The 20,686-nt window shown below is 61.7% G+C and carries 18 protein-coding genes and 1 pseudogene; 3 read left to right on the top strand and 16 right to left on the bottom strand.

Features of this window, described 5'->3' with window-relative positions; all coding sequences use genetic code 11:
- Nucleotides 1–28 precede the first annotated feature (28 nt).
- The 4 genes from creD to rloA2 form a co-directional block, all read right to left on the bottom strand.
- Nucleotides 29–1,357 carry a cell envelope integrity protein CreD gene (creD, locus tag LMH93_RS01865; RefSeq protein ID WP_230064798.1) on the bottom strand — a complete coding sequence of 443 codons (1,329 nt, stop codon included), beginning with the start codon at nt 1,355–1,357 and terminating at the stop codon, nt 29–31.
- A 107-nt stretch (nt 1,358–1,464) separates the two neighbouring features.
- Complete coding sequence (gene creC, locus LMH93_RS01860) at nt 1,465–2,901, bottom strand: two-component system sensor histidine kinase CreC (protein ID WP_003255662.1); 1,437 nt, start codon at nt 2,899–2,901, stop codon at nt 1,465–1,467.
- Nucleotides 2,901–3,581, bottom strand: coding sequence for a two-component system response regulator CreB (gene creB, locus LMH93_RS01855; protein ID WP_003255664.1), 681 nt, complete (start codon nt 3,579–3,581; stop codon nt 2,901–2,903). Before creB ends, creC begins: the two co-directional genes overlap by 1 nt.
- A gap of 147 nt (nt 3,582–3,728) precedes the next feature.
- Nucleotides 3,729–4,229, bottom strand: coding sequence for a retropepsin-like aspartic peptidase RloA2 (gene rloA2, locus LMH93_RS01850; RefSeq protein WP_014860930.1), 501 nt, complete (start codon nt 4,227–4,229; stop codon nt 3,729–3,731).
- Nucleotides 4,230–4,410: 181 nt separating this feature from the next.
- Here rloA2 and LMH93_RS01845 point away from each other — a divergent pair, with 181 nt between their 5' ends.
- Complete coding sequence (locus LMH93_RS01845) at nt 4,411–5,298, top strand: acyltransferase (RefSeq protein ID WP_004576362.1); 888 nt, start codon at nt 4,411–4,413, stop codon at nt 5,296–5,298.
- Nucleotides 5,299–5,383: 85 nt separating this feature from the next.
- On the opposite strand, the gene LMH93_RS01840 is transcribed toward LMH93_RS01845, so the two are convergent.
- Nucleotides 5,384–5,959, bottom strand: a complete 576-nt coding sequence (locus tag LMH93_RS01840; protein WP_003255668.1) for a DUF2780 domain-containing protein — start codon at nt 5,957–5,959, stop codon at nt 5,384–5,386.
- Between the two features lie 164 nt (nt 5,960–6,123).
- On the opposite strand from LMH93_RS01840, the gene LMH93_RS01835 reads away from it, so the two are divergent.
- On the top strand, nt 6,124–7,104 hold the full coding sequence (locus LMH93_RS01835) for an RHS repeat-associated core domain-containing protein (RefSeq protein ID WP_230064797.1): 981 nt from the start codon (nt 6,124–6,126) through the stop codon (nt 7,102–7,104).
- A gap of 195 nt (nt 7,105–7,299) precedes the next feature.
- On the opposite strand, the gene fdhA is transcribed toward LMH93_RS01835, so the two are convergent.
- The 7 genes from fdhA to LMH93_RS01800 form a co-directional block, all read right to left on the bottom strand.
- A complete protein-coding gene (fdhA, locus tag LMH93_RS01830) occupies nt 7,300–8,499 on the bottom strand; it encodes a formaldehyde dehydrogenase, glutathione-independent (protein WP_003255673.1) in 1,200 nt (399 codons plus the stop codon).
- Between the two features lie 296 nt (nt 8,500–8,795).
- Entirely contained in the window at nt 8,796–9,653 is an 858-nt protein-coding gene (gene purU / locus LMH93_RS01825) for a formyltetrahydrofolate deformylase (protein WP_003255675.1), read from the bottom strand.
- 11 nt (nt 9,654–9,664) lie between these two features.
- On the bottom strand, nt 9,665–10,297 hold the full coding sequence (locus LMH93_RS01820; RefSeq protein ID WP_003255677.1) for a sarcosine oxidase subunit gamma: 633 nt from the start codon (nt 10,295–10,297) through the stop codon (nt 9,665–9,667).
- 74 nt (nt 10,298–10,371) lie between these two features.
- The gene (locus LMH93_RS01815) at nt 10,372–13,386 is read right to left on the bottom strand and encodes a sarcosine oxidase subunit alpha (RefSeq protein ID WP_003255678.1); all 3,015 of its coding nucleotides are present in this window, start codon (nt 13,384–13,386) and stop codon (nt 10,372–10,374) included.
- Nucleotides 13,383–13,718, bottom strand: a complete 336-nt coding sequence (locus tag LMH93_RS01810) for a sarcosine oxidase subunit delta (RefSeq protein ID WP_003255679.1) — start codon at nt 13,716–13,718, stop codon at nt 13,383–13,385. The genes LMH93_RS01815 and LMH93_RS01810 overlap by 4 nt, the downstream gene beginning before the upstream one ends.
- Before the next feature lie 14 nt (nt 13,719–13,732).
- Entirely contained in the window at nt 13,733–14,983 is a 1,251-nt protein-coding gene (locus LMH93_RS01805; protein WP_003255680.1) for a sarcosine oxidase subunit beta family protein, read from the bottom strand.
- Nucleotides 14,984–14,998: 15 nt separating this feature from the next.
- A complete protein-coding gene (locus LMH93_RS01800) occupies nt 14,999–16,252 on the bottom strand; it encodes a serine hydroxymethyltransferase (RefSeq protein WP_003255681.1) in 1,254 nt (417 codons plus the stop codon).
- A 338-nt stretch (nt 16,253–16,590) separates the two neighbouring features.
- Here LMH93_RS01800 and LMH93_RS01795 point away from each other — a divergent pair, with 338 nt between their 5' ends.
- Entirely contained in the window at nt 16,591–17,631 is a 1,041-nt protein-coding gene (locus LMH93_RS01795) for a threonine aldolase family protein (protein ID WP_230064796.1), read from the top strand.
- Between the two features lie 138 nt (nt 17,632–17,769).
- Here the strand turns inward: LMH93_RS01795 and LMH93_RS29760 are convergent, their stop codons facing one another.
- The 4 genes and pseudogenes from LMH93_RS29760 to LMH93_RS01780 form a co-directional block, all read right to left on the bottom strand.
- Nucleotides 17,770–18,498, bottom strand: a complete 729-nt coding sequence (locus LMH93_RS29760; RefSeq protein ID WP_409202069.1) for a methyl-accepting chemotaxis protein — start codon at nt 18,496–18,498, stop codon at nt 17,770–17,772.
- Nucleotides 18,499–18,633: 135 nt separating this feature from the next.
- A pseudogene (mcpH, locus tag LMH93_RS29755) lies at nt 18,634–19,662 on the bottom strand (methyl-accepting chemotaxis protein McpH); the annotation flags it as partial.
- 387 nt (nt 19,663–20,049) lie between these two features.
- The gene (locus LMH93_RS01785; protein WP_003255684.1) at nt 20,050–20,352 is read right to left on the bottom strand and encodes a cell division protein ZapA; all 303 of its coding nucleotides are present in this window, start codon (nt 20,350–20,352) and stop codon (nt 20,050–20,052) included.
- Nucleotides 20,349–20,579, bottom strand: coding sequence for a hypothetical protein (locus LMH93_RS01780; protein WP_003255686.1), 231 nt, complete (start codon nt 20,577–20,579; stop codon nt 20,349–20,351). The genes LMH93_RS01785 and LMH93_RS01780 overlap by 4 nt, the downstream gene beginning before the upstream one ends.
- Nucleotides 20,580–20,686: the final 107 nt, after the last annotated feature.

The raw sequence follows: 20,686 nt of genomic DNA, 5'->3' as shown, positions 1-20,686 counted from the left end.
AACCAGCGCCCGATCTCTCTATCCTCCCTCATGCCGCCCTCCCCACACGCGTCCAGTCCAGCCGCCGGGTCAGCACCATGAACACCCCAAGCAAGCCGAAACACAACAGCGACCCCATCAGCAGCGCATAGTCTTCGGCACTCAGCAGCCCGAAGAGCAGCGCGTACAACGCCGCCAAACCCGCTGCAAAACCCACCCCTCGCCACAGGCTGCGTAAAACATGGCTCAGGTAGAAGCCGATCAGCAGCACACAGCCCGAAGCCGACAGCCCATACGCCAGGCCAAAGCCAATGTGCTCGGATAACGACAGCAGCAGCAGGTAGAAGAACGCCAGCGCCACGCCCACCAGGATGTACTGCACGGGGTGCACGCTCAGGTTCTTCATTACCTCGAACAGGAAGAAGCCGGCAAAGGTCAGGGCAATGAACAACAACGCGTATTTGATTGCCCGCTCGCTTTTCAGGTACTGGTCCACCGGGTCTATAAAACTCACGCCAAAGCTACGCTCACTGAAATCCGTACACTGCCCGGCGTTAGCGCACTGGCGGATGGCATCCTCAAGGTTGGTGGCAAAGAACGAGGTTTGCCAATGGGCACTGAAGCCTTGAGCATCGATTTCGCGGCGGTTGGGCAAGTAGTTGCCGACGAAGCTCGGGTGCGGCCAGTTGGCGCGCATGTCCACGCTGCTGGTACGGCCCACGGGGACCACGTGCAACTGGCCGGTACCTTGCAGCGCCAGGTCAAAGCCATAACTGAACGCTCGCGCCTGTAGCCCGTCCAGCCCCGGCAGGCTGGCGTGTACGCCGCCGCGCATCCAGTCGAGCTGGGTGCCGGGCTCGAACGGCACTTTTTGCTCGTCCATGCTCAGCTCCAGAGCACTTTCGATACCGCGGATATCACTGATGCCCACCACCAGGAACGGCGTGTCGAAGCGGTAGTCGTCAAAGTCCTTGTCGATGCCCCAATGCGCCGGGAGCTTGAAGCGGCCGCTGATACGGCCTTTGGTGTGAAACAACCGCGCCTGGTAGATGCCTCGGGCGCGCAGTTCGGTGTCCACACCCAGGTCGGCGTCGAAGGTTTCCGGCAGGAAGTACAGGTGGCCGGCGATGGTGCTGGTTTCCTGGGTACGCTCACCGTCCTTTTCGATCCAGCGGCGCTGGTACTTGCGGTACGGCACCACCAGCAGCGGGCCGCTGAGTTGCTGGTCGAAGCTGGTGCTCTGGGCAATATCGCGCAACACGCCGTCGCGCATGGCCTGGCGTTCGTCGATCAGGCCGTTGATCAGCAGTAGCGGGATGAGCAGCAGCAACATCAGCATGGCGATCATGCCGAGTTTGAAACCGAGGGTCTTGTTCATGTGGCCTCCTGTGGCATTGGGCGCAGTGTCTGCGCCTTGCATGGAGGCTTTGTGGAGCGCGTGTGTGATTTACGTGTATTTGGGGCTGCTGTGCAGCCCCGGCTGTCTCAGCTGATGCGCCGCACCGGCAGCCACAGCCGCACCCGCACCCCGCCATCGACGTTGTCCACCGCCAAGGCTCCGCCATGCAGCTGCATCACCTCGGCCACGAAGTTCAGCCCCAGCCCGGTACTCTTGCGCCCGCTCCCGGGCCGCGGCAGCGAGTAGAACCGCTCGCTGACCCGCCCGATGGCATAGGCCGGTATCGCTTGCCCCTGGTTGAACAAACTCAACGCCACCCGTTCGCCATCGCGCTCCAGGTCGAACAGCAGCGTGCCACCTTCCGGAGTGAAGTCCAGTGCGTTGTCGAGCAGATTGGCCAACGCCTGGCGCATCAGAAACGGATCGCAGAGCAAGCGCAAAGTGGCAGGCACCCGCTGACGTACCTGCAAACGGGCGCCTTCGATACGCGCCGCATGGGCCAGCAGCAACTCATCGACCAACGCCGCCAGCGCCACCTGCTGCTCGTCCTCCAGCGCCTGCATCTGCTCGACCCTGGCCAGGTTGAGCAGCCGCTCGATCATCTGTTGCAACCGCTCGCTCTCGCGCTCGATATTGCCGGCAAAGCGTGCCCGCTGATCAGCGGGCATATCCTCGCCCTGCAACAGCTCGGAAGCACCACGGATGGCCGCCAGCGGGCTTTTCAGCTCGTGAGTCAGGGTGTGCACGTAGCGCTCGACATAGGCCTTGCCTTCCAGCTGGGTGCGCATGCGTTCCACTGCCTGTGCCAGGTTCGCCAGCTCGCCGCCCTTGTAATGCGGAAGCTCCGCACGTTCCCCTTCGCTGACCGCCTGCGCATAACCTGCCAACTTGCGCAGCGAGCGCGCAAGCCACCACGACAGAGCCGCGCCGATCAGCAAGCCCAGGCCGATCAGCCCTAGCCCCAGGGTGAGCAGGCGCCGCTCGGAGCGGTCGATGTAGGGTTGCAATGAGCTATTGGGCTTGGCGACGGTGACAACGCCGATGATCTTGCCGTTGTCGATGATCGGCGCGCCAACGTGCATCACCGAGGTGCTTTCGTCGTTGGGGTCGCTGCGGGTGGAGCGGGCGCCATACTGGCCTCGCAGGGTCAGCAGCACGTCATTCCACTGCGAGTAATCCTTGCCCAGGGCCTCGCCACTGGAGTCCAGCAACACGATGCCCTTGGCGTCAGTGACATAGATGCGGTGGCTGACCTGGTTCTTGGCCAGCCCCCAGATCTGTGCGCCCGGGCTGCGCGAGCCGTAGGCCTCGAGCACCTCGGGCAGGCGGCCCTGGTTCAGGGTGCCAGCCTTGACGTCATCCCGCAGGATTTCTGCCAGCAGGTTGGCAGTGTCTACCAAGGTTTCTTCGGAGGATTGGCGCACTACCGGGCGAATCTGTTCGCGTACGGTATTGAGCAAGAAGTAACCGGCCAAGCCGACGAACAGGAAGTACACCAGAAAGATGCGAATGCCCAAGCGCATCAGGCGTGCTCCGGGCTATAGCTGTAACCGAGGCCGCGATGGGTCTGGATCGGCTCGGCGTCACCCGCTACCTGGCGCAGCTTGGCGCGCAGGCTCTTGATATGGCTGTCGATGGTGCGCTCGTAGCCCACGTCGGAGGCCACGCCCAAAGCGTCGAGCAGCTGTTCGCGGCTGAACACCCGCTGCGGTTGTTCGAGCAGGCATTGCAGCAAGCGGAACTCATGCCGGGTCAGCGTGAGCGGCTGGCTGCGGTAGGTAATCTGCATGCGCAAGGTGTCGAGCTGGAACAAGGTGGTTTCGCCGACAACCTCGGCCCTCGGGGCCATGCGTTTGAGGATCGCCCGAACGCGCGCTGCCACTTCACGAGGGCTGAATGGTTTTACCACGTAGTCGTCGGCACCGATTTCCAGGCCCACGACGCGGTCGATTTCACCGTCCCGCGCGCTGAGAAACATCACCGGCACCTCGGTGAACCGACGCAGCTGGCGACAGGTTTCGAAGCCACTGATGTCGGGCAGGCCGATGTCGAGGATGACCAGGTCGGCCGGGCGCTGGCGCTGCTGGTCGAGGGCGGCACTGCCCAGGGTTACCCACTCGGTGCTGTGACCGTCAGCCTGCAGGGCGTAGACCAGGGTGTCGGCGATGGCGGCTTCGTCTTCGACGATGAGGATATGAGGCATGGCGTCCGGCCTTGCGGTTTTGAAGGTTGGCACATTTCAGTGTAGGAGCGGGCTTGCCCGCGAACACCGGCGAAGCCGGTGCCTGACACCCCATTATGTGTGTTCGCGGGCAAGCCCGCTCCTACATTGTATGGCGCACGCTTCAGATCAGCAGCCTGGCTTGCCAGCAGTGAACTTCTTCGCCGGGTTGACCGCAGCCTTGAACTCGCGCAGCGCCTTGGAACCCACCAGCAGCGGGTAGTTGAAGTTGCTGCGGTCCACCAGATTCACCTCGACGGTGCGCTTCACATCCCCCAGGCACAACTCCAGGTCGACCACCGGGCGCTTGGAGATCTCTGGCGCATCCCCTTCGTCCTCTTCATCGGCACGGCCCTTGATCTTGCTGATCCGCGAGACCTTGTGCTCGTACACCTTGCCGTCCGATTCCTTGGTCGCCAGGCGGAAGCGCACCCACTCGTCCCCATCGCGGGTGAACAGCTCGATATCCTTGGCCGACAGCGACGCGGTGAAGGCGCCAGTGTCCATCTTGGCTTTCAGGGTTTCGCCCAGTTCAGGCAGGGCAATATTCTCGTAACGGCCGTAGATAGTGGGTTCGGCGGCCATCACCGGCAGCGCCAACAGCGACAACATGGCTAAAAGAGATTTCACAAGCAGGCTTCCTTGAGAGGGTCAATGCTTAGACTGCACTGGGCAGATAGGTTCGCTGTCACGAGCCTAACCAACATAATGTGAAACATTTGTCCCCGCCGTCGGGCATTGGACATTTGGCGTAGGCCACCGCCCTGCTTATCATTGCCAACCGTTTATCTCCCACAACAAGAGTCTCTTTATGCGTCGCCTGCTGACCGGCATTCTCACTACCACCCTGCTGCTGCTCAACACCGTGGTGTTGATCTGCCCGCTGCTGGTCTTCGCCCTGCTAAAGCTGGTGTTGCCAGGCCGTGGCCGCGACTACGCGTCGTGGGCGGTGATGTGGGTGGCCGAAACCTGGTCGGAAATCGACAAAGCCATCTTCGCCCTGTGCATCCCTACTCAGTGGGACATCCGCGGTGTGGAAAACCTGCGCAAGGACACCTCGTACCTGGCCGTGAGCAACCACCAGACCTGGGTCGACATCCCGGCGCTGATCGAAAGCCTCAACCGCCGGACACCGTTCTTCAAGTTCTTCCTGAAAAAGGAGCTGATCTGGGTGCCGTTGCTTGGCCTGGCCTGGTGGGGGCTGGATTACCCGTTCATGAAGCGCTACAGCAAGGCGTTTCTGGAAAAGCACCCGGAGCTCAAGGGCAAGGACCTGGAAATCACCAAGGCGGCCTGCGAGCTGTTCAAGCGCCAGCCAGTGACGGTGGTCAACTACCTGGAAGGCACCCGGTTTACCGAAGCCAAGCGCCAGGAGCAGCAGTCGCCGTATCGCTACCTGCTCAAGCCCAAGGCGGGCGGTGTGGCGTTTGTGCTCGCCGCATTGGGCGAGCAGCTGGATGCCCTGCTGGACGTGACCATCGTGTACCCCGGCAACAAGGCGCCGGGGTTTTGGGACTTGCTCAATGGCAGCATCAGCCGGGTGATTATCGACATTCAGGTGCGTGAGCTGGACCCGGCGTTGTGGGCGGGGGATTACGAGAATGATCCCGAGTTTCGGCAAACGGTGCAGGCCTGGGTCAACCAGTTGTGGGTGGCCAAGGACCAGCGGATCGAGCAGCTACGGCAGGAAATGAGCTGATGTTTTTTAAGTGTCTGCCCGGGCCTCTTCGCGGGTACCCTGCGAAGAGGCCCGGGCAGACTGCGCAAGAATCCTCACCCGACCTTCAGACCGAGGGCTGAGCCAATGGCGCCGGTGTGGCCCACAAACTCCCCAGATTCTGCAACAACGCCCCGGCAATCCCCTGTTGCCCCAGGTACTGCAGCAGCAACGGCGCAAACTGCCCGATCATCCCGGTGTCCATGCCCAGCGCCTTGAACGCACTGTCCAGGTCGCTGCGGTTTTCCACGTTGTTGCCCAGCGCATTGCTCAAGGCCGACTGGCTTTCGCTGTTCTTGCCCAGCAAATCACTCAACCCACTTAACCCGCCCAGCGCATTTGCACCGGCCAGCAGGTCCAGCCCTGGCACCGCCTTGGTCAGTTGCCCATAGTCATCGCTGCTAAGGTTGTTGCGCGCCAGCCCCAGCATGGCCCCTGCCCCGCCTACCGCCTGTTCGGGGGTGATGTTCAACTGGCTGCCCAGGGTATTGAGCAGATTGGCCTGCGCCTCGGGGGCCTGCACCTGGCCTTGTTGTTTCTGGTTTTGCATGGCGGACACGGCGTTGGCAGCGTCGCTGAGGTTGAAGGCGAACACCGGGCTTGCAGCCAGGGTCATCAGGGTTGCCAGGGTGAATGCTTTCATCGGGAGGGACCTCGTTGGCCGGGATGGCCGGGAAACGAGGGGTTTGACTCGTGGTTTGGGGTTTTGTTCCGACCGCTTACTACCTAGCAAAAATGCTAGTTGTACCATCCGGCAGCGGAGTGCAACGTAAACACTCAGTGCAAAGTCTGAGGCGGGATCAAATCATGGCTGAAAACGTAGACAGGAATAGTAAAAAAAATCGATCAACCACAATGCCGCCGGGAAAGGCGGCTAATCGAACCTCCATGTATTTTTACCAAACCGGTCAATTATCTAATGAGGTTTCCGCCCAAGGCAACTACAAGGCCCTGCGGGCTCTGGGATTACCAATTGCCCAAATGGAGCAGACACAACCGACTAAAATAGTACAGACCGACCGCTCTAATTCAATTATAGGTTTATCTCGAGACACCATAGCTTATTCGCCTTACGGCTATTCTGATGAACATGTCATGAAGTCGTTGCTCGCCTTTAACGGGCATCGGTGTGACCCGGTATCTATGCTGTACCCTCTGGGAAATGGATATAGGTTGTTTAGCCCCTCCCTGATGCGCTTCTGCAGTCAGGACACAATGAGCCCGTTCGGCAGGGGCGGATTAAATCCTTATGCTTATTGCATGGCCGACCCTGTTAACAACACTGACCCTACTGGGCATTTCTTAGTATCAATTTTTAAACGCAGTCCGATTTCAGCTTTCAAACACTACGCCAAGAAACTTGAGCTACTGAACAACAAAATAATCAAGGTCGAAAAAAGAATTTACCATTATGACGAGAAGCTCAGCCAGCTAAATGTCGATTTGAGACATTGGAAGATTGAAAGAAGGAGCAATAACCACCCTGATGAATACGGGAACCAGCCATCACATTACGTAGAATCCCTAAAAGCCAAGATAACGAACAACGAATTGAAGCGTAGCGCTGAGATAACCAAGTGGGATGATCTGACTGCTAAGCGCCAAACCAACATGGATAAGTTCATGCAGGCTCAAAATGCAGTCTCAGCCTCAGTCCCCGCCACAGACAACAGCCTACCCGGATACCAAGCAGATTCCTCGCCGCCAACTGATGAACTGGCGAGAGTTCGGCGAACCAATCAGACTCCAACCCCCCGCGATTTCATGTTCCTTGGAAGCGGTTTCTGAAATGTAATCCCAAGCCTCTTAAGCCACTGCGATCATCAGGGCTGCCTACTAGTCTCGGCCGGTTGCATCGAAGTCAGCGACCGGCCTTGACAGGTCGACCAGAGAATCTCGTGGCTTTAGCCTTCGATGGCCGTTCTACCGTAAGACGAGATGAAAAAACCCCTCGAAAGAGGGGTTTCATCTGACTCCAAGCGGTTATGCCGCGCCCCACATCTTGTGCGGGTCAATCACAAACTTCTTAGGCACACCCGCATCAAACTCGCCATACCCTTCCGGCGCCTGATCCAGGTTGATCACCTGCACACCCACCACTTCAGCAATGTTGATCCGATCCCACATGATCGCCTGCATCAGCTGGCGGTTGTACTTCATGGTCGGGGTCTGGCCGGTGTGGAAGCTGTGCGATTTCGCCCAGCCCAGGCCGAAGCGGATGCTCAGCGCGCCGATCTTGGCAGCGGCATCCACTGCGCCCGGGTCCTCGGTCACGTACAGGCCCGGGATACCGATGTTGCCGGCTACGCGGGTCACTTGCATCAGCGAGTTCAGCACGGTGGCCGGGGCCTCGTGTTTGGCACCTTCGTGGCCATGGCCACGGGCCTCGAAGCCGACGGCGTCGACGGCGCAGTCCACTTCCGGCTCGCCGAGGATGTCGACGATCTGCTCGTGCAGCGGGGTGTCCTTGGACAGGTCGACCACTTCGAAGCCCTGCGACTTGGCATGGGCCAGGCGAGCCGGGTTCAGGTCACCGACGATCACGCAGGCGGCGCCCAGCAGGCGCGCCGAGGCAGCGGCGGCCAGGCCGACCGGGCCGGCACCGGCAACGTAGACAGTGCTGCCTGGGCCGACGCCAGCGGTTACGGCACCGTGGTAGCCGGTGGGCAGGATGTCGGACAGGCAGGTCAGGTCACGGATCTTTTCCATGGCCTTATCGCGCTCAGGCAGCTTCAGCAGGTTGAAGTCGGCGTACGGCACCAGCACGTATTCGGCCTGGCCACCGGTCCAGTCGCCCATGTCGACGTAGCCGTAGGCACCGCCGGCGCGGGCCGGGTTGACGGTGAGGCAGACACCGGTGTGCATCTCTTTGCAGGAGCGGCAGCGGCCGCAGGCGACGTTGAACGGGACCGATACCAGGTCGCCGATCTGCATGCGCTCGACATCGCGGCCCTTCTCGACGATTTCACCGGTGATTTCGTGACCCAGGACCAGGCCGACCTGGGCAGTGGTGCGGCCACGGACCATGTGCTGGTCAGAACCGCAGATGTTGGTGGAGACCACCTTCAGGATGACGCCGTGTTCGATTTTCTTGCCGCGCGGGTCCTGCATTTTCGGGTAGTCGATCTTCTGTACTTCGACCTTGCCAGCGCCGAGATACACCACTCCACGATTGCCAGACATGCTCTTACCTCGCTTGATTTTTATTTATGCAGCGGTGGTTGAACGCGCCGCCATCCGTGGGCGGCATGTGTTTCTGGAATGAGGGAATTGTGGGCCGGATGGGGAGATCTGCACTGACTGGGAGCGACAGAGAGATGCCTTTTAGCGGCAGGAGTGTCGTTGGGGAATGTGGGCAAACAGAGCGGCGGCTTGTGCGGGCCTCTTCGCGGCTAACGCCGCGCCTACAGGGACCGCACCCATCCAAGGGCCAGTACCTGTAGGCGCGGCTTTAGCCGCGAAGAGGCCGGTACCGGTTATTACAGAACGACAGTCCGGTTGGCGTTCAGGAACACCCGCCGCTCGATGTGATACCCCACCGCCCGCGCCAGTGTCAGGCATTCGATATCCCGCCCTTTGGCAATCAGGTCTTCGGGATAGTGGCTGTGATCCACCACCTCGACACCCTGGGCAATGATCGGCCCTTCATCCAGGTCGTTGTTGATGTAGTGCGCCGTGGCACCGACCATTTTCACGCCCTTGTTGTAGGCCTGGTGATAAGGCTTGGCGCCTTTGAAACCCGGCAACAGCGAGTGGTGAATATTGATCGCCCAACCATCCAGACGGCGGCAAAGCTCGGGCGACAGTACCTGCATATAGCGGGCAAGAATAACCAGCTCAGCACCGGTCTCCTCGATCACCTGCAGCACCTTGCGCTCTTGCCCAGGCTTGTCCTTGGGGTCGAGGGCGAAGTGGTAATAAGGAATCTTGTGCCAATGCGCCAAGGGTTCGAGGTCAGGATGGTTCGACACCACGGCCACCACATCCATACCCAGTTGGCCAATGCGCTGGCGATACAGCAGGTCATTCAGGCAATGGTCAGCCTTGGACACCATGATCACCACCTTGGGGCGGTGGTTGGGTGCGGTCAGCTCGAAAGCCATGCCGAACGCTTCGCTGCGCTCGGCGAGGCCGGCCCGGAAGCCCGCCTCGTCGAAATCGTCCGGCTGACGGAACTCGACGCGAATGAAGAAGCGTCCCGACTGCCGGTCATCGAAGGAGTGGTGCTCCGTCACGTAGCAGCGCTGCTCGAAGAGGTAACGCGTCACCACGTCGACGGTGCCGAGCATGCTCGGGCAGTCGGCGGTGAGAATCCAGGTATCCGGTGCCCGACTCATGTTCTTGCTCCTTAGGCTTCGATGCTCAGGCCGTATTCGGCAGAAGCGTCCTGCAGCCACAGCCACCAGTAATCGGCGAAGCTGCGGCGAATTACCAACTCCCAGGTGTCTTCTGCAGTGCGGCGGATCACCAGTTGCGACTTGGCGAACACGGTGCCCACGGCCTTGCCCACCGGGAAGTTGTTCGGGTGAACATCATAGCTGGTGGACTTCATCAGCACGTCGCGCACGTTCGGGCCGCGCAGTTCCAGCAGGCTTTGCCCGCCACTGACATTGACGACCTGAATGTGCTGGCCTTCAAGGGCCGCGCGCAACTTTTGCTCCGCTGCCAGCTCCTGGCCGCCGGGTACGATCAGCAGCCACTCATCTGGGCCGACCCATTGCAGCGACATGTCCTTGTTGGCGACCACGGTCAGCGCCACGGGCAGCTCCAGGCCAAGGGCCTTGTGCACGCCAGCGGCGAATTCCGGGTTGTGGCCATCACCACGCAGGGTGAGGTGACCGAGGAACTTGCGTTCACGCAGGGTCACCCCTGCGTTCTTGCGGCCTTTGCCTACCAGGCTGGCCAGGTCGGCATGGTGCAGTGGCGACTGGGCTTTGGCCTCGGCGCCGGGGTTTTGCTGGAAGACGTTGATAGCGCTCATTTCTTACCTGCCTTGAATTCTTGTTCGTCAGGGCAGCGCAGCCGTGCAATCAGGCTGCGCCGCCATCCGGGGCCTTAGACGTTCTGCCGCTCACCCTTCGGATCGAAGAACACCGAAGACACGATTTCCGCCTCGATCACGCTGCCATCCGCCTGCGGCGAGTAGACACGCTCGCCCATGCGCTTGAGGCCGCCTTTGACCACACCCATGGCGAACGAGTAGCCCAGGGAGTTGGACGCGTAGCTGGAGGTGACGTGGCCGACCATGTCCATCGGGATCGGCTGTTTCGGGTCGAACACCAGTTGGGCGCCTTCCGGCAGCCACTTGGTCGGGTCGACCGGTTTCAGGCCCACCAGCTGCTTGCGGTTCTCACGTACGCAGTCTTCGCGGTTCATGCCACGCAGGCCGATCCACGAGAACGGCTTGTTGCGGCCAACGCACCAGCTCATGTTCAGGTCGTCCGGGTTCATCGAACCATCGGTGTCCTGGCCCACGATGATGAAGCCCTTCTCTGCACGCAGTACGTGCATGGTCTCGGTGCCATACGGGGTCAGGTTGTACTTCTTGCCGGCCTCGATGATCTGTTCCAGCACGCCCATGGCGTAGTTGGCCTGCACGTTCACTTCGTACGACAGCTCGCCGGTGAACGAGATACGGAACACGCGGGCCGGCACGCCACCGACGTTGCCTTCCTTCCAGGTCATGAACGGGAAGGCTTCCTTGTCCATGTCGATGTCGGTCAGCTCGCTCAGCAGCTTGCGGCTGTTAGGGCCGGACAGGGTCATGGTGGCCCAGTGGTCGGTGACCGAAGTGAAGTACACCTTCAGCTCTGGCCATTCGGTCTGGTGATACAGCTCCATCCACTGCAGCACGCGGGCAGCGCCGCCGGTGGTGGTGGTCATGATGAAGTGGTTGTCGCCGACGCAAGCGGTTACGCCGTCGTCGAAGACCATGCCGTCTTCCTTGCACATCAGGCCGTAGCGGGCCTTGCCCACGTCGAGCTTGGTCCAGGCGTTGGTGTAGATGCGGTTGAGGAATTCGCGCGCGTCCGGGCCCTGGATGTCGATCTTGCCCAGGGTCGAGGCGTCCAGCAGGCCCACGCTGTCGCGCACGGCCTTGCATTCACGCGTGACGGCAGCATGGATGTCTTCGCCGGCTTTCGGGAAGTACCACGGGCGCTTCCACTGGCCGACGTCTTCGAACTCGGCGCCGTTCTTCACGTGCCAGGCATGCAGGGCAGTGAAGCGCACAGGCTCGAACAGGTGACCACAGTGACGGCCCGCTACCGCGCCGAACGTCACCGGCGTGTAGTTGGGGCGGAACATGGTGGTACCCATTTCCGGGATGGTGATGCCGATCGAACGGGCGGCGATGGCCAGGCCGTTGATGTTGCCCAGTTTGCCCTGGTCGGTACCGAAGCCCAGCGCGGTGTAGCGCTTGACGTGCTCGACCGACTCGAAGCCTTCACGGGTGGCCAACTCGATACCGGCTGCGGTCACGTCGTTCTGCTGGTCGACGAACTGCTTCGGCCCCTTGGTGCCTTTGTCGTGCGGTACCAGGAACAGTGCCACGGTGGCCTCTTCCTTGCGCGCCACGGTTTTTGGCAGGGTGCCGACAGTGGCCTTGAAACCGGCCTCGGTGGCTGCGCGGACGCCGCCTTCGAAGCCATCGGCAATCACATCGCCCAAGGCATACACGCCGTTGATACCACCGACGCACTCACGCTTCTGCGGCGCATCGCCCGGCACGAAGCCAAGGATATCGTCACGCCATACCGGGCGACCGCCCAAGTGCGAAGCCAGGTGCACGATCGGGCTGTAACCGCCCGAGGACGCGATCAGGTCGCACTCGAGGACTTCGCCTGGGCTGGTGACTTTGTGTGCCTGCACATCAATCGCCGCCACACGGGCGCCGGTGACGTGCTTGCTGCCTTTGGCCTCGACCACGGCGCTGGAGGTGAGGATGCGAATGCCTTTGGCACGCGCTTCTTCAACCAGCGAGCCACGTGGGTTGTGGCGGGCGTCGGCGATGGCGACCACTTGCAGGCCTGCGTCGTGCCAGTCCAGCGCGGCGCGATAGGCGTGGTCGTTGTTGGTCGACAGTACCAACTTGCGACCCGGCGCCACGCCATAGCGGCGAACATAGGTGGAAACAGCACCGGCCAGCATGTTGCCCGGCACGTCGTTGTTGCCGTACACCAGCGGGCGCTCGTGGGCGCCGGCAGCCAGTACCACGCGCTTGGCGCGAACGCGGTGCACACGGTGGCGAACCTGGCCGATCGGGGCGCGGTCGCCGAGGTGGTCGGTGAGGCGCTCGTGAATGGTCAGGAAGTTATGGTCGTGGTAGCCGTTGACCGTGGCACGTGGCAGCAGGGTCACTTCCGGCAGGCCTTCCAGCTCTTTGACCACGGCGTTGACCCACTCGGCAGCAGGCTTGCCGTCGAGGGTTTCGCGGGTGTCGAGCAGGCTGCCGCCGAACTCTTCCTGCTCGTCAGCCAGGATCACGCGGGCACCGCTGCGCGCAGCGGCCAGTGCAGCAGCCAGGCCAGCAGGGCCGGCGCCGACGATCAGCACGTCGCAGTGCCGGTTCATGTAGTCGTAGCTGTCTGGATCGTTCTGCAGCGGTGCACGGCCCAGGCCGGCGGCTTTACGGATGTACTTCTCGTAAGTCATCCAGAACGATTTGGGGTACATGAAGGTTTTGTAGTAGAATCCCGGCGGCATCATGCTGCCGCCTACCTTGCCGAGGATGCCCATGACGTCGTTGTTGACGTTCGGCCAGCCGTTGGTGCTGGTGGCGACAAGGCCCGCGTACAGTGCCTGCTGGGTGGCGCGCACGTTGGGGATCTGGGTAGCTTCGCTGGAGCCGATCTGCAGGATGGCGTTCGGCTCTTCGGTACCGGCGGCGATGATGCCGCGCGGGCGCGAGTACTTGAAGCTACGGCCGACAATGTCGACGCCGTTGGCCAGCAACGCGGCGGCCAGGCTGTCACCGGCATAACCCTGGTAGGTCTTGCCGTTGAAGGTGAAGTTCAGGACCTTGCTGCGGTCGATACGGCCGCCGCTGGCGAGGCGATAGGTCTGGCTCATACTTTTTCCCCTTGGCCTTTGACGGTCGACGTGGCGCTGGCGGCTTTGCCATTGGCGGTCACTTGCGGCTTCTCGCCAATCTTGTAGGTTTCCAGAATTTCGTAGGTCACGGTGTCACGGGTGACGTTGAAGTACTGGCGGCAGCCGGCAACGTGGTCCCATAGTTCATGGTGAATACCGCGTGGGTTGTCACGGTAGAACATGTAGGTACCCCACTCCTCGTCGGAGCAGGCGTTAGGGTCCAGCGGGCGGGCGATGTGTGCCTGGCCAGAGGCGTGGAACTCTTCTTCGGAGCGCAGCTCGCCGCAGTGGGGACAGAAAATATGCAACATGACGGTGTCTCCGGTTAGTGGGCGACGGCGGCGGCGCCGTGTTCGTCGATCAGTGCGCCGTTGTAGAAACGGTCCATGGAGAACGGCGCGGCCAGTGGGTGCATTTCGCCCTTGGCCAGGCTCGCGGCGAAGACGTTGCCCGAACCGGGGGTCGCCTTGAAGCCGCCAGTACCCCAACCGCAGTTGAAGAACATGTTCTTGACCGGGGTTTTGGTGATGATCGGGCAGGCGTCCGGCGAGGTGTCTACGATGCCGCCCCACTGGCGGTTCATGCGAACACGCGAAAGGTTGGGGAACATCTCGACGATGGCCTGCAGGGTGTGCTCGATCACCGGGTACGAACCGCGCTGGCCGTAGCCGACCCAGCCGTCGATACCGGCACCGATCACCAGGTCGCCCTTGTCGGACTGGCTGATGTAGCCGTGTACGGCGTTGGACATGATCACGCTGTCGATGATCGGCTTGATCGGCTCGGATACCAGCGCTTGCAGCGGGTGCGATTCCAGCGGCAGGCGGAAGCCGGCCAGCTTGGCCATGTGCCCGGAGTTACCGGCGGTGACCACGCCGACGCGCTTGGCGCCGATGAAGCCTTTGTTGGTTTCCACACCGATGACCGCGCCGTTTTCCTTGCGGAAGCCGATCACTTCGGTTTGCTGGATCAGGTCGACGCCCAGGGCGTCGGCAGCGCGGGCGAAGCCCCAGGCCACGGCATCGTGACGGGCAACGCCGCCACGGCGCTGTACGGTGGCGCCGAGGATCGGGTAGCGGGTGTTCTTCGAGCAGTCCAGGTACGGGATTTCGGCCGCAACCTGGGCAGTGTTCAGCAGCTCGCCATCCACGCCGTTGAGGCGGTTGGCGCTGACCCGACGCTCGGAGTCACGCATGTCCTGCAGGGTGTGGCACAAGTTGTAAACGCCGCGCTGGGAGAACATCACGTTGTAGTTCAGGTCCTGGGACAGGCCCTCCCACAGCTTCATGGCGTGCTCGTACAGGTGCGCCGACTCGTCCCACAGGTAGTTGGAACGCACGATGGTGGTGTTACGGGCGGTGTTGCCGCCGCCCAGGTAGCCCTTCTCGATCACGGCAACGTTGGTGATGCCGTGCTCTTTGGCCAGGTAGTAGGCCGTGGCCAGGCCATGACCGCCACCGCCGACAATGACCACGTCGTAAACCTTTTTAGGGGTTGGCGTGCGCCACATGCGCTGCCAGTTTTCGTGGTGGCTGAGGGAGTGCTTGAAAAGGCCGAAGCCCGAGTAACGTTGCATGGTGTGTGACTCCACTCAGCGGTAGACAGGGAAATCTGCGCACAGGGCCGCGACGTTCTTCGCCACATCGGCTTCGACGTCTGCGTCACCGAGGTTGTCGAGGATGTCGCAAATCCAGCCAGCCAGGGCCACGCACTGGGCGACCTTGAAGCCGCGGGTGGTGACGGCCGGGGTGCCGATACGCAGGCCCGACGTGACGAACGGCGACTGCGGGTCGTTCGGCACGGCGTTCTTGTTGACGGTGATATGCGCACGACCCAGGGCGGCGTCGGCGTCTTTGCCAGTCAGGCCCTGACGGATCAGGCTGACCAGGAACAGGTGGTTGTCGGTGCCACCGGAAACCACATCGTAGCCACGGTCGATGAACACCTGGGCCATGGCCTGGGCGTTTTCGATCACTTGCTGCTGGTAGGCCTTGAATCCAGGCTCCAGCGCTTCCTTGAAGCACACCGCCTTGGCAGCGATCACGTGCATCAGCGGGCCACCCTGGGCACCCGGGAATACAGCGGCGTTCAGCTTTTTCTCGATCTCTTCGTTCGACTTGGCCAGGATCAGGCCGCCACGCGGACCGCGCAGGGTCTTGTGGGTGGTGGTGGTGACCACATCAGCGAACGGGATCGGGTTCGGGTACAGGCCAGCGGCAACCAGGCCGGCAACGTGGGCCATGTCGACGAACAGCAGTGCGCCCACTTTGTCGGCGATGGCGCGGAAGCGTGGGAAGTCGAGGGTCTTGGAGTAGGCCGAGAAACCGGCAACGATCATTTTCGGCTTGTGCTCGACCGCCAGGCGCTCGACTTCGTCATAGTCGATCAGGCCGGTGTTGGTGTCGATGCCGTACTGGACAGCGTTGTACAGCTTGCCCGAGGACGACACTTTGGCGCCGTGGGTCAGGTGGCCACCGTGGGCCAGGCTCATGCCCAGGATGGTGTCACCGGCTTGCAGCAGGGCCAGGTAGACGGCGCCGTTGGCCGACGAGCCGGAGTGTGGCTGGACGTTTGCGTAGTCGGCACCGAACAGCTGCTTGGCGCGCTCGATGGCCAGGGCTTCTACCTTGTCTACGTGCTCGCAGCCACCGTAGTAACGCTTGCCAGGGTAGCCTTCAGCGTACTTGTTGGTCAGGCCGCTGCCTTGGGCCTGCATGACGCGCTTGCTGGTGTAGTTCTCCGAGGCGATCAGCTCGATGTGATCTTCCTGGCGCTGTTCTTCGGCATTCATCGCCGCCAGCAGTGCATCGTCGTAACCCTGGATCTGGTCTTGCTTGCTGAACATTGTGTATCTCCCGGCAGCGATCGTTTTTTGTCGTGGGGCACTGTGGCCCTTTGTGGCGATGTTATGACTGGCGGGGCCGGGTCAGATGCCTGCGCACGCCTTGCAATGGCGCGTTTACGACATTCGCTGTTGTGCTGTTTGTGCTGGCCCTTTCGCGGGTGAACCCGCTCCTACAGGTACGGCGGCGCTCTGAAGGCTTACGACGCCCTGTGGGAGCGGGTTCACCCGCGAAAGGGCCAGCCCGGACAACACAGAAATCAGCCGATGCACGGGTTGTATAGGCAAGTGCTGAATCGATGGTTTAGAGTGCTGATCTGCGTCGTTCACAGGACCGTGCCATGACAGACAAGAGCCAACAATTCGCCAGCGACAACTATTCCGGCATCTGCCCCGAAGCCTGGGCGGCGATGGAAAAAGCCAACCACGGCCACGACCGCGCCTACGGCGACGACCAGTGGACCGAGCGTGCATCGGAGTACTTCCGCAAGCTGTTCGAAACCGACTGCGAAGTGTTCTTCGCTTTCAACGGCACCGCTGCCAACTCCCTGGCCCTGGCGTCGCTGTGCCAGAGCTATCACAGCGTGATCTGCTCCGAGACCGCCCACGTCGAAACCGACGAATGCGGTGCGCCGGAGTTTTTCTCCAACGGCTCCAAGCTGCTGACAGCGGCCAGCGTCAACGGCAAGCTGACGCCACAGTCTATTCGTGAAGTGGCGCTCAAACGCCAGGATATCCACTACCCCAAGCCGCGCGTGGTGACCATTACCCAGGCCACCGAAGTCGGCACGGTGTACCGCCCCGACGAGCTGAAGGCGATCAGCGCCACCTGCAAGGAGCTGGGCCTGAACCTGCACATGGACGGCGCACGCTTTACCAACGCCTGTGCTTTCCTGGGCTGCAGCCCGGCCGAACTGACCTGGAAGGCCGGTGTGGATGTGCTGTGCTTTGGCGGCACCAAGAACGGTATGGCGGTGGGCGAGGCGATTCTGTTCTTCAACCGCCAGCTGGCCGAAGACTTCGATTATCGCTGCAAGCAGGCCGGGCAACTGGCGTCGAAAATGCGCTTCTTGTCGGCGCCATGGGTCGGGCTGCTGGAAGGTGGCGCCTGGTTACGCCATGGCAACCACGCCAATCATTGCGCGCAGCTGCTGGCATCGTTGGTCAGTGACCTGCCGGGGGTAGAGCTGATGTTCCCGGTGGAGGCCAACGGGGTGTTCCTGCAGATGCCGGAGCACGCCATCGAGGCGCTGCGGGGCAAGGGCTGGCGCTTCTATACCTTTATCGGCAGCGGTGGCGCGCGCTTCATGTGCTCGTGGGATACCGAAGAAGCGCGGGTGCGAGAGCTGGCGGCGGATATCCGCGCGATCATTGCTGGCTGAGAGATTGCCGGGAGGGCTTTGCCCTCTATCGCGACACAAGGCCGCTCCCACAGGGGTTATGCACTCGCCTGCAGGTGATGCAATCCTCTGTGGGAGCGGCCTTGTGTCGCGAAAGGGCCGCAAGGCGGCCCCGGCAATCTAAAGCCTGAACCCACCCATCTGGCGCGCCAGGTCATCGGCCAGACCACGCAATGCCTGGCATTCTTCCCGACACCCCTGCACCTCTGCCGCCGTCTCCCGCGCCAGGTCGGAAATCCCTTGTACTGTCCGGTTGATCTCTTCAGTCACCGCCGACTGCTCTTCCGTCGCCGCAGCCACCTGATGGTTCATGTCGCTGATGTGCTCCACCTGGTCAGTAATCGCCCCCAGCGACGCCCCGGTGCGCTGGCTCGATTCCACGCCACTGCCGGTCGCCTGCTGCCCTGCCTGCATTGAACTCACCGCCGAACCTGCACCCAGCTTCAGGCGCTGGATCATCTGCTGCACTTCATCGGTGGACAGCTGTGTGCGCCTGGCCAGCGTACGTACTTCATCGGCCACCACAGCGAACCCGCGCCCCATCTCCCCTGCCCGCGCGGCCTCGATGGCAGCGTTCAACGCGAGCAGGTTGGTCTGCTCTGAAATGCTGCGGATTACCGCGAGCACTTCATCGACCGAGGCGACTTCGTCGGCCAGCTGGCTGACCGCATCGGCCGCCTTGCCGATGTCGCCCGACATGCCCTCGATGCCACGAATGGATCGTTGCACCACCTCGCGGGCCTGCAACGCCTCGTCTCGTGCCGACTGCGACGCCTGGGCCGCATCGCCGGCATTGCGGGCGATGTCCTGCACGGTCAGGCCCATCTCGTGTACAGCAGTGGCGACCATCTCGGTCATCTCCTGCTGGCGCCCGGAGCGCTCAGCGGTATTGTCCACCACCTGGGTTACCTGCTCCACGGCCCGCCGCAGCCGCTCGGAGGTACTCAACACCTCGCCGATCAGGCTGCGTTGGCTGTCCAGGAAGCGGTTGAAACCACGGGCCAGGTCACCCAGCTCATCCTGACGCGAATCGTCCAGCCGATGGCTGAGATCACCCGCTCCCCCGCCAATCTGAACCAATGCGGCGGTAACGCGGCGGATCGGCCGCACCAGGCCACGCGCCAGCAGTACCACCAACAGCAGCGACACCAACGCGACGGCGCCACCGATCAGGCTGGTCAGCCAGACGGCCTGATGCATTTGCGCGTAAATTTCCGACTCTGGCACTTCGGCCACAAGGGTCCAGTTGAGGTCGCGCAGCGGCAGGCCCAGCGCCAGGTAGCGCTCGCCGTCACGGCTGAAACGGCTGCTACGCAGGCTCCCGCCTCCGGCCATGACGCCTTTGGCTGCGTCCGCGCCAAGCTGTTCGGCAAGCTGGCGCTTGCCACTGAAGGCAGCATCGGGATGCACCTGGATCAGGCCATCGTTGCGCACCAGGAACACCTTGCCGTGCTCGCCAAAGCTGAAGTCGTGGATCAGCTTCGATAATTCGGTCATGCGCAAGCCCATGCCGGCCACACCCACCAGCTTGCCTTCCTTTTCCACGCGATAGTCGATGAACAGAGCCAGTTCGCCGGTGGCACCATCGATGTCGATGTTGATGAAACGCTCGGCGCCGCTGTCGATGTAACCGTAAAACCACTTGTCCTTGGGGTTGCTGCGGCTGAGGGTGCGGTCCAGGCCGTTCTCGTTGTAGTAGTGGCCGGTTTCAGTCGAGGCGAACAGCGTAGTAAAGGCGTGGTTGCGCTGTTTGGCGGCGGTCAGGTATTCGATGAATTGGGGCGCCTGCGCGGGATCTTCACCGGCAGCAAGCCAGTCGCGCAGCAGGGTGTTACCGGCAATGTCCGCGGCAGCGACCAACGGTTGGCCCAGCATGCGCTCGATGTCGTTGCGGATGGCTTCGATGCTGGCTGGCAGGGCAGTGTCGACCAGGTAGCGGTCGGTGAGGCGGTTGAGCGCCACGGTGAAGATAATGACCACCACCAGGATGCTCGCCAGCAAGGCAGCGCCCATGCTGGTGATCAATTGCAACTGGATGCTCTTACGCCAGATACGCATGCCCCTACTCCCCGCACATTATTGTTTTGCGGAAAGTGTATACACTTGCGTATCCAGTTAATCCAGTGATCTGAAGCAATCAGATGCACCCTGTAGGAGCGGGTTTACCCGCGAATACGGTGTTGAAGCCACTGACGCATTCGCGGGTGAACCCGCTCCTACGGGGAGGACGGTGTACGACCTTATTGCTCAGCGATGGTCCGCACCGTGGCGTCGATCTGCGCTTGAGTTCGCGCAAGGGTCTGATGATGCCTGTAGGAGCGGGTTTACCCGCGAATGCGGTGTTGAAGCCACTGACGCATTCGCGGGTGAACCCGCTCCTACAGGGGAAGGTGTGCGGTCTTATTGCTCTGCAATGGTCCGCACGATGGCATCCACCGTGGCGTCGATCTGCGCTTGAGTTCGCGCAAGGGTCTGCTGATGCTCTTTCTGCAGTTCAACCTGTTTGGAGCACAGGTTAAGGGCAGCCAGCACCAGCAGTTTGTCACCGATCAAGGTCGGGTACTGACGCTTGGTCTCGTTAAGGGCTTTGTTGAGCATCCGTACCGCCTGGGCCAGGGTTTCTTCCTGGCCTTCGGGCGCCTTGATCGAATAGTCGATGCCGAGAATCGACACGACATTGATCGGCTGCTCTTGCAGTCTCATGCGCCAACAACGCCCGCGCTGGCGCGCTCGACCAGGGCCTGGATGCGTGCTGCGGTAGCGCCGTTCTTCTCTTCCTGTTCCATCAGCGACAGCTGCAGGGTTTCGTTCTCTTCCTTGGCCTGGGCCAGTTCCTGGCCAAGGGCGGTGTTCTGCTCGATGAGTTGAGCGTTTTTCTGCATCAGGTCGCTGACCAGTTGCTCGATTTGATTCAGGGAAGCTTCCAGCATGGGTCTATCTCAGGTTGTTGCGAGGGGCGCACACGATAAAGAAAAGTGCGGCCCATCGCCATTAAATATCGGATTCATAAGGTGTCTGACCCGCAGATTGACAGGGT

Source organism: Pseudomonas sp. CIP-10, assembly GCF_020911845.1.
GTDB lineage: Bacteria > Pseudomonadota > Gammaproteobacteria > Pseudomonadales > Pseudomonadaceae > Aquipseudomonas > Aquipseudomonas alloputida.
The sequence above is the reverse complement of the archived record's forward strand: the minus strand, read 5'-3'. Positions and strand labels throughout refer to the sequence as shown.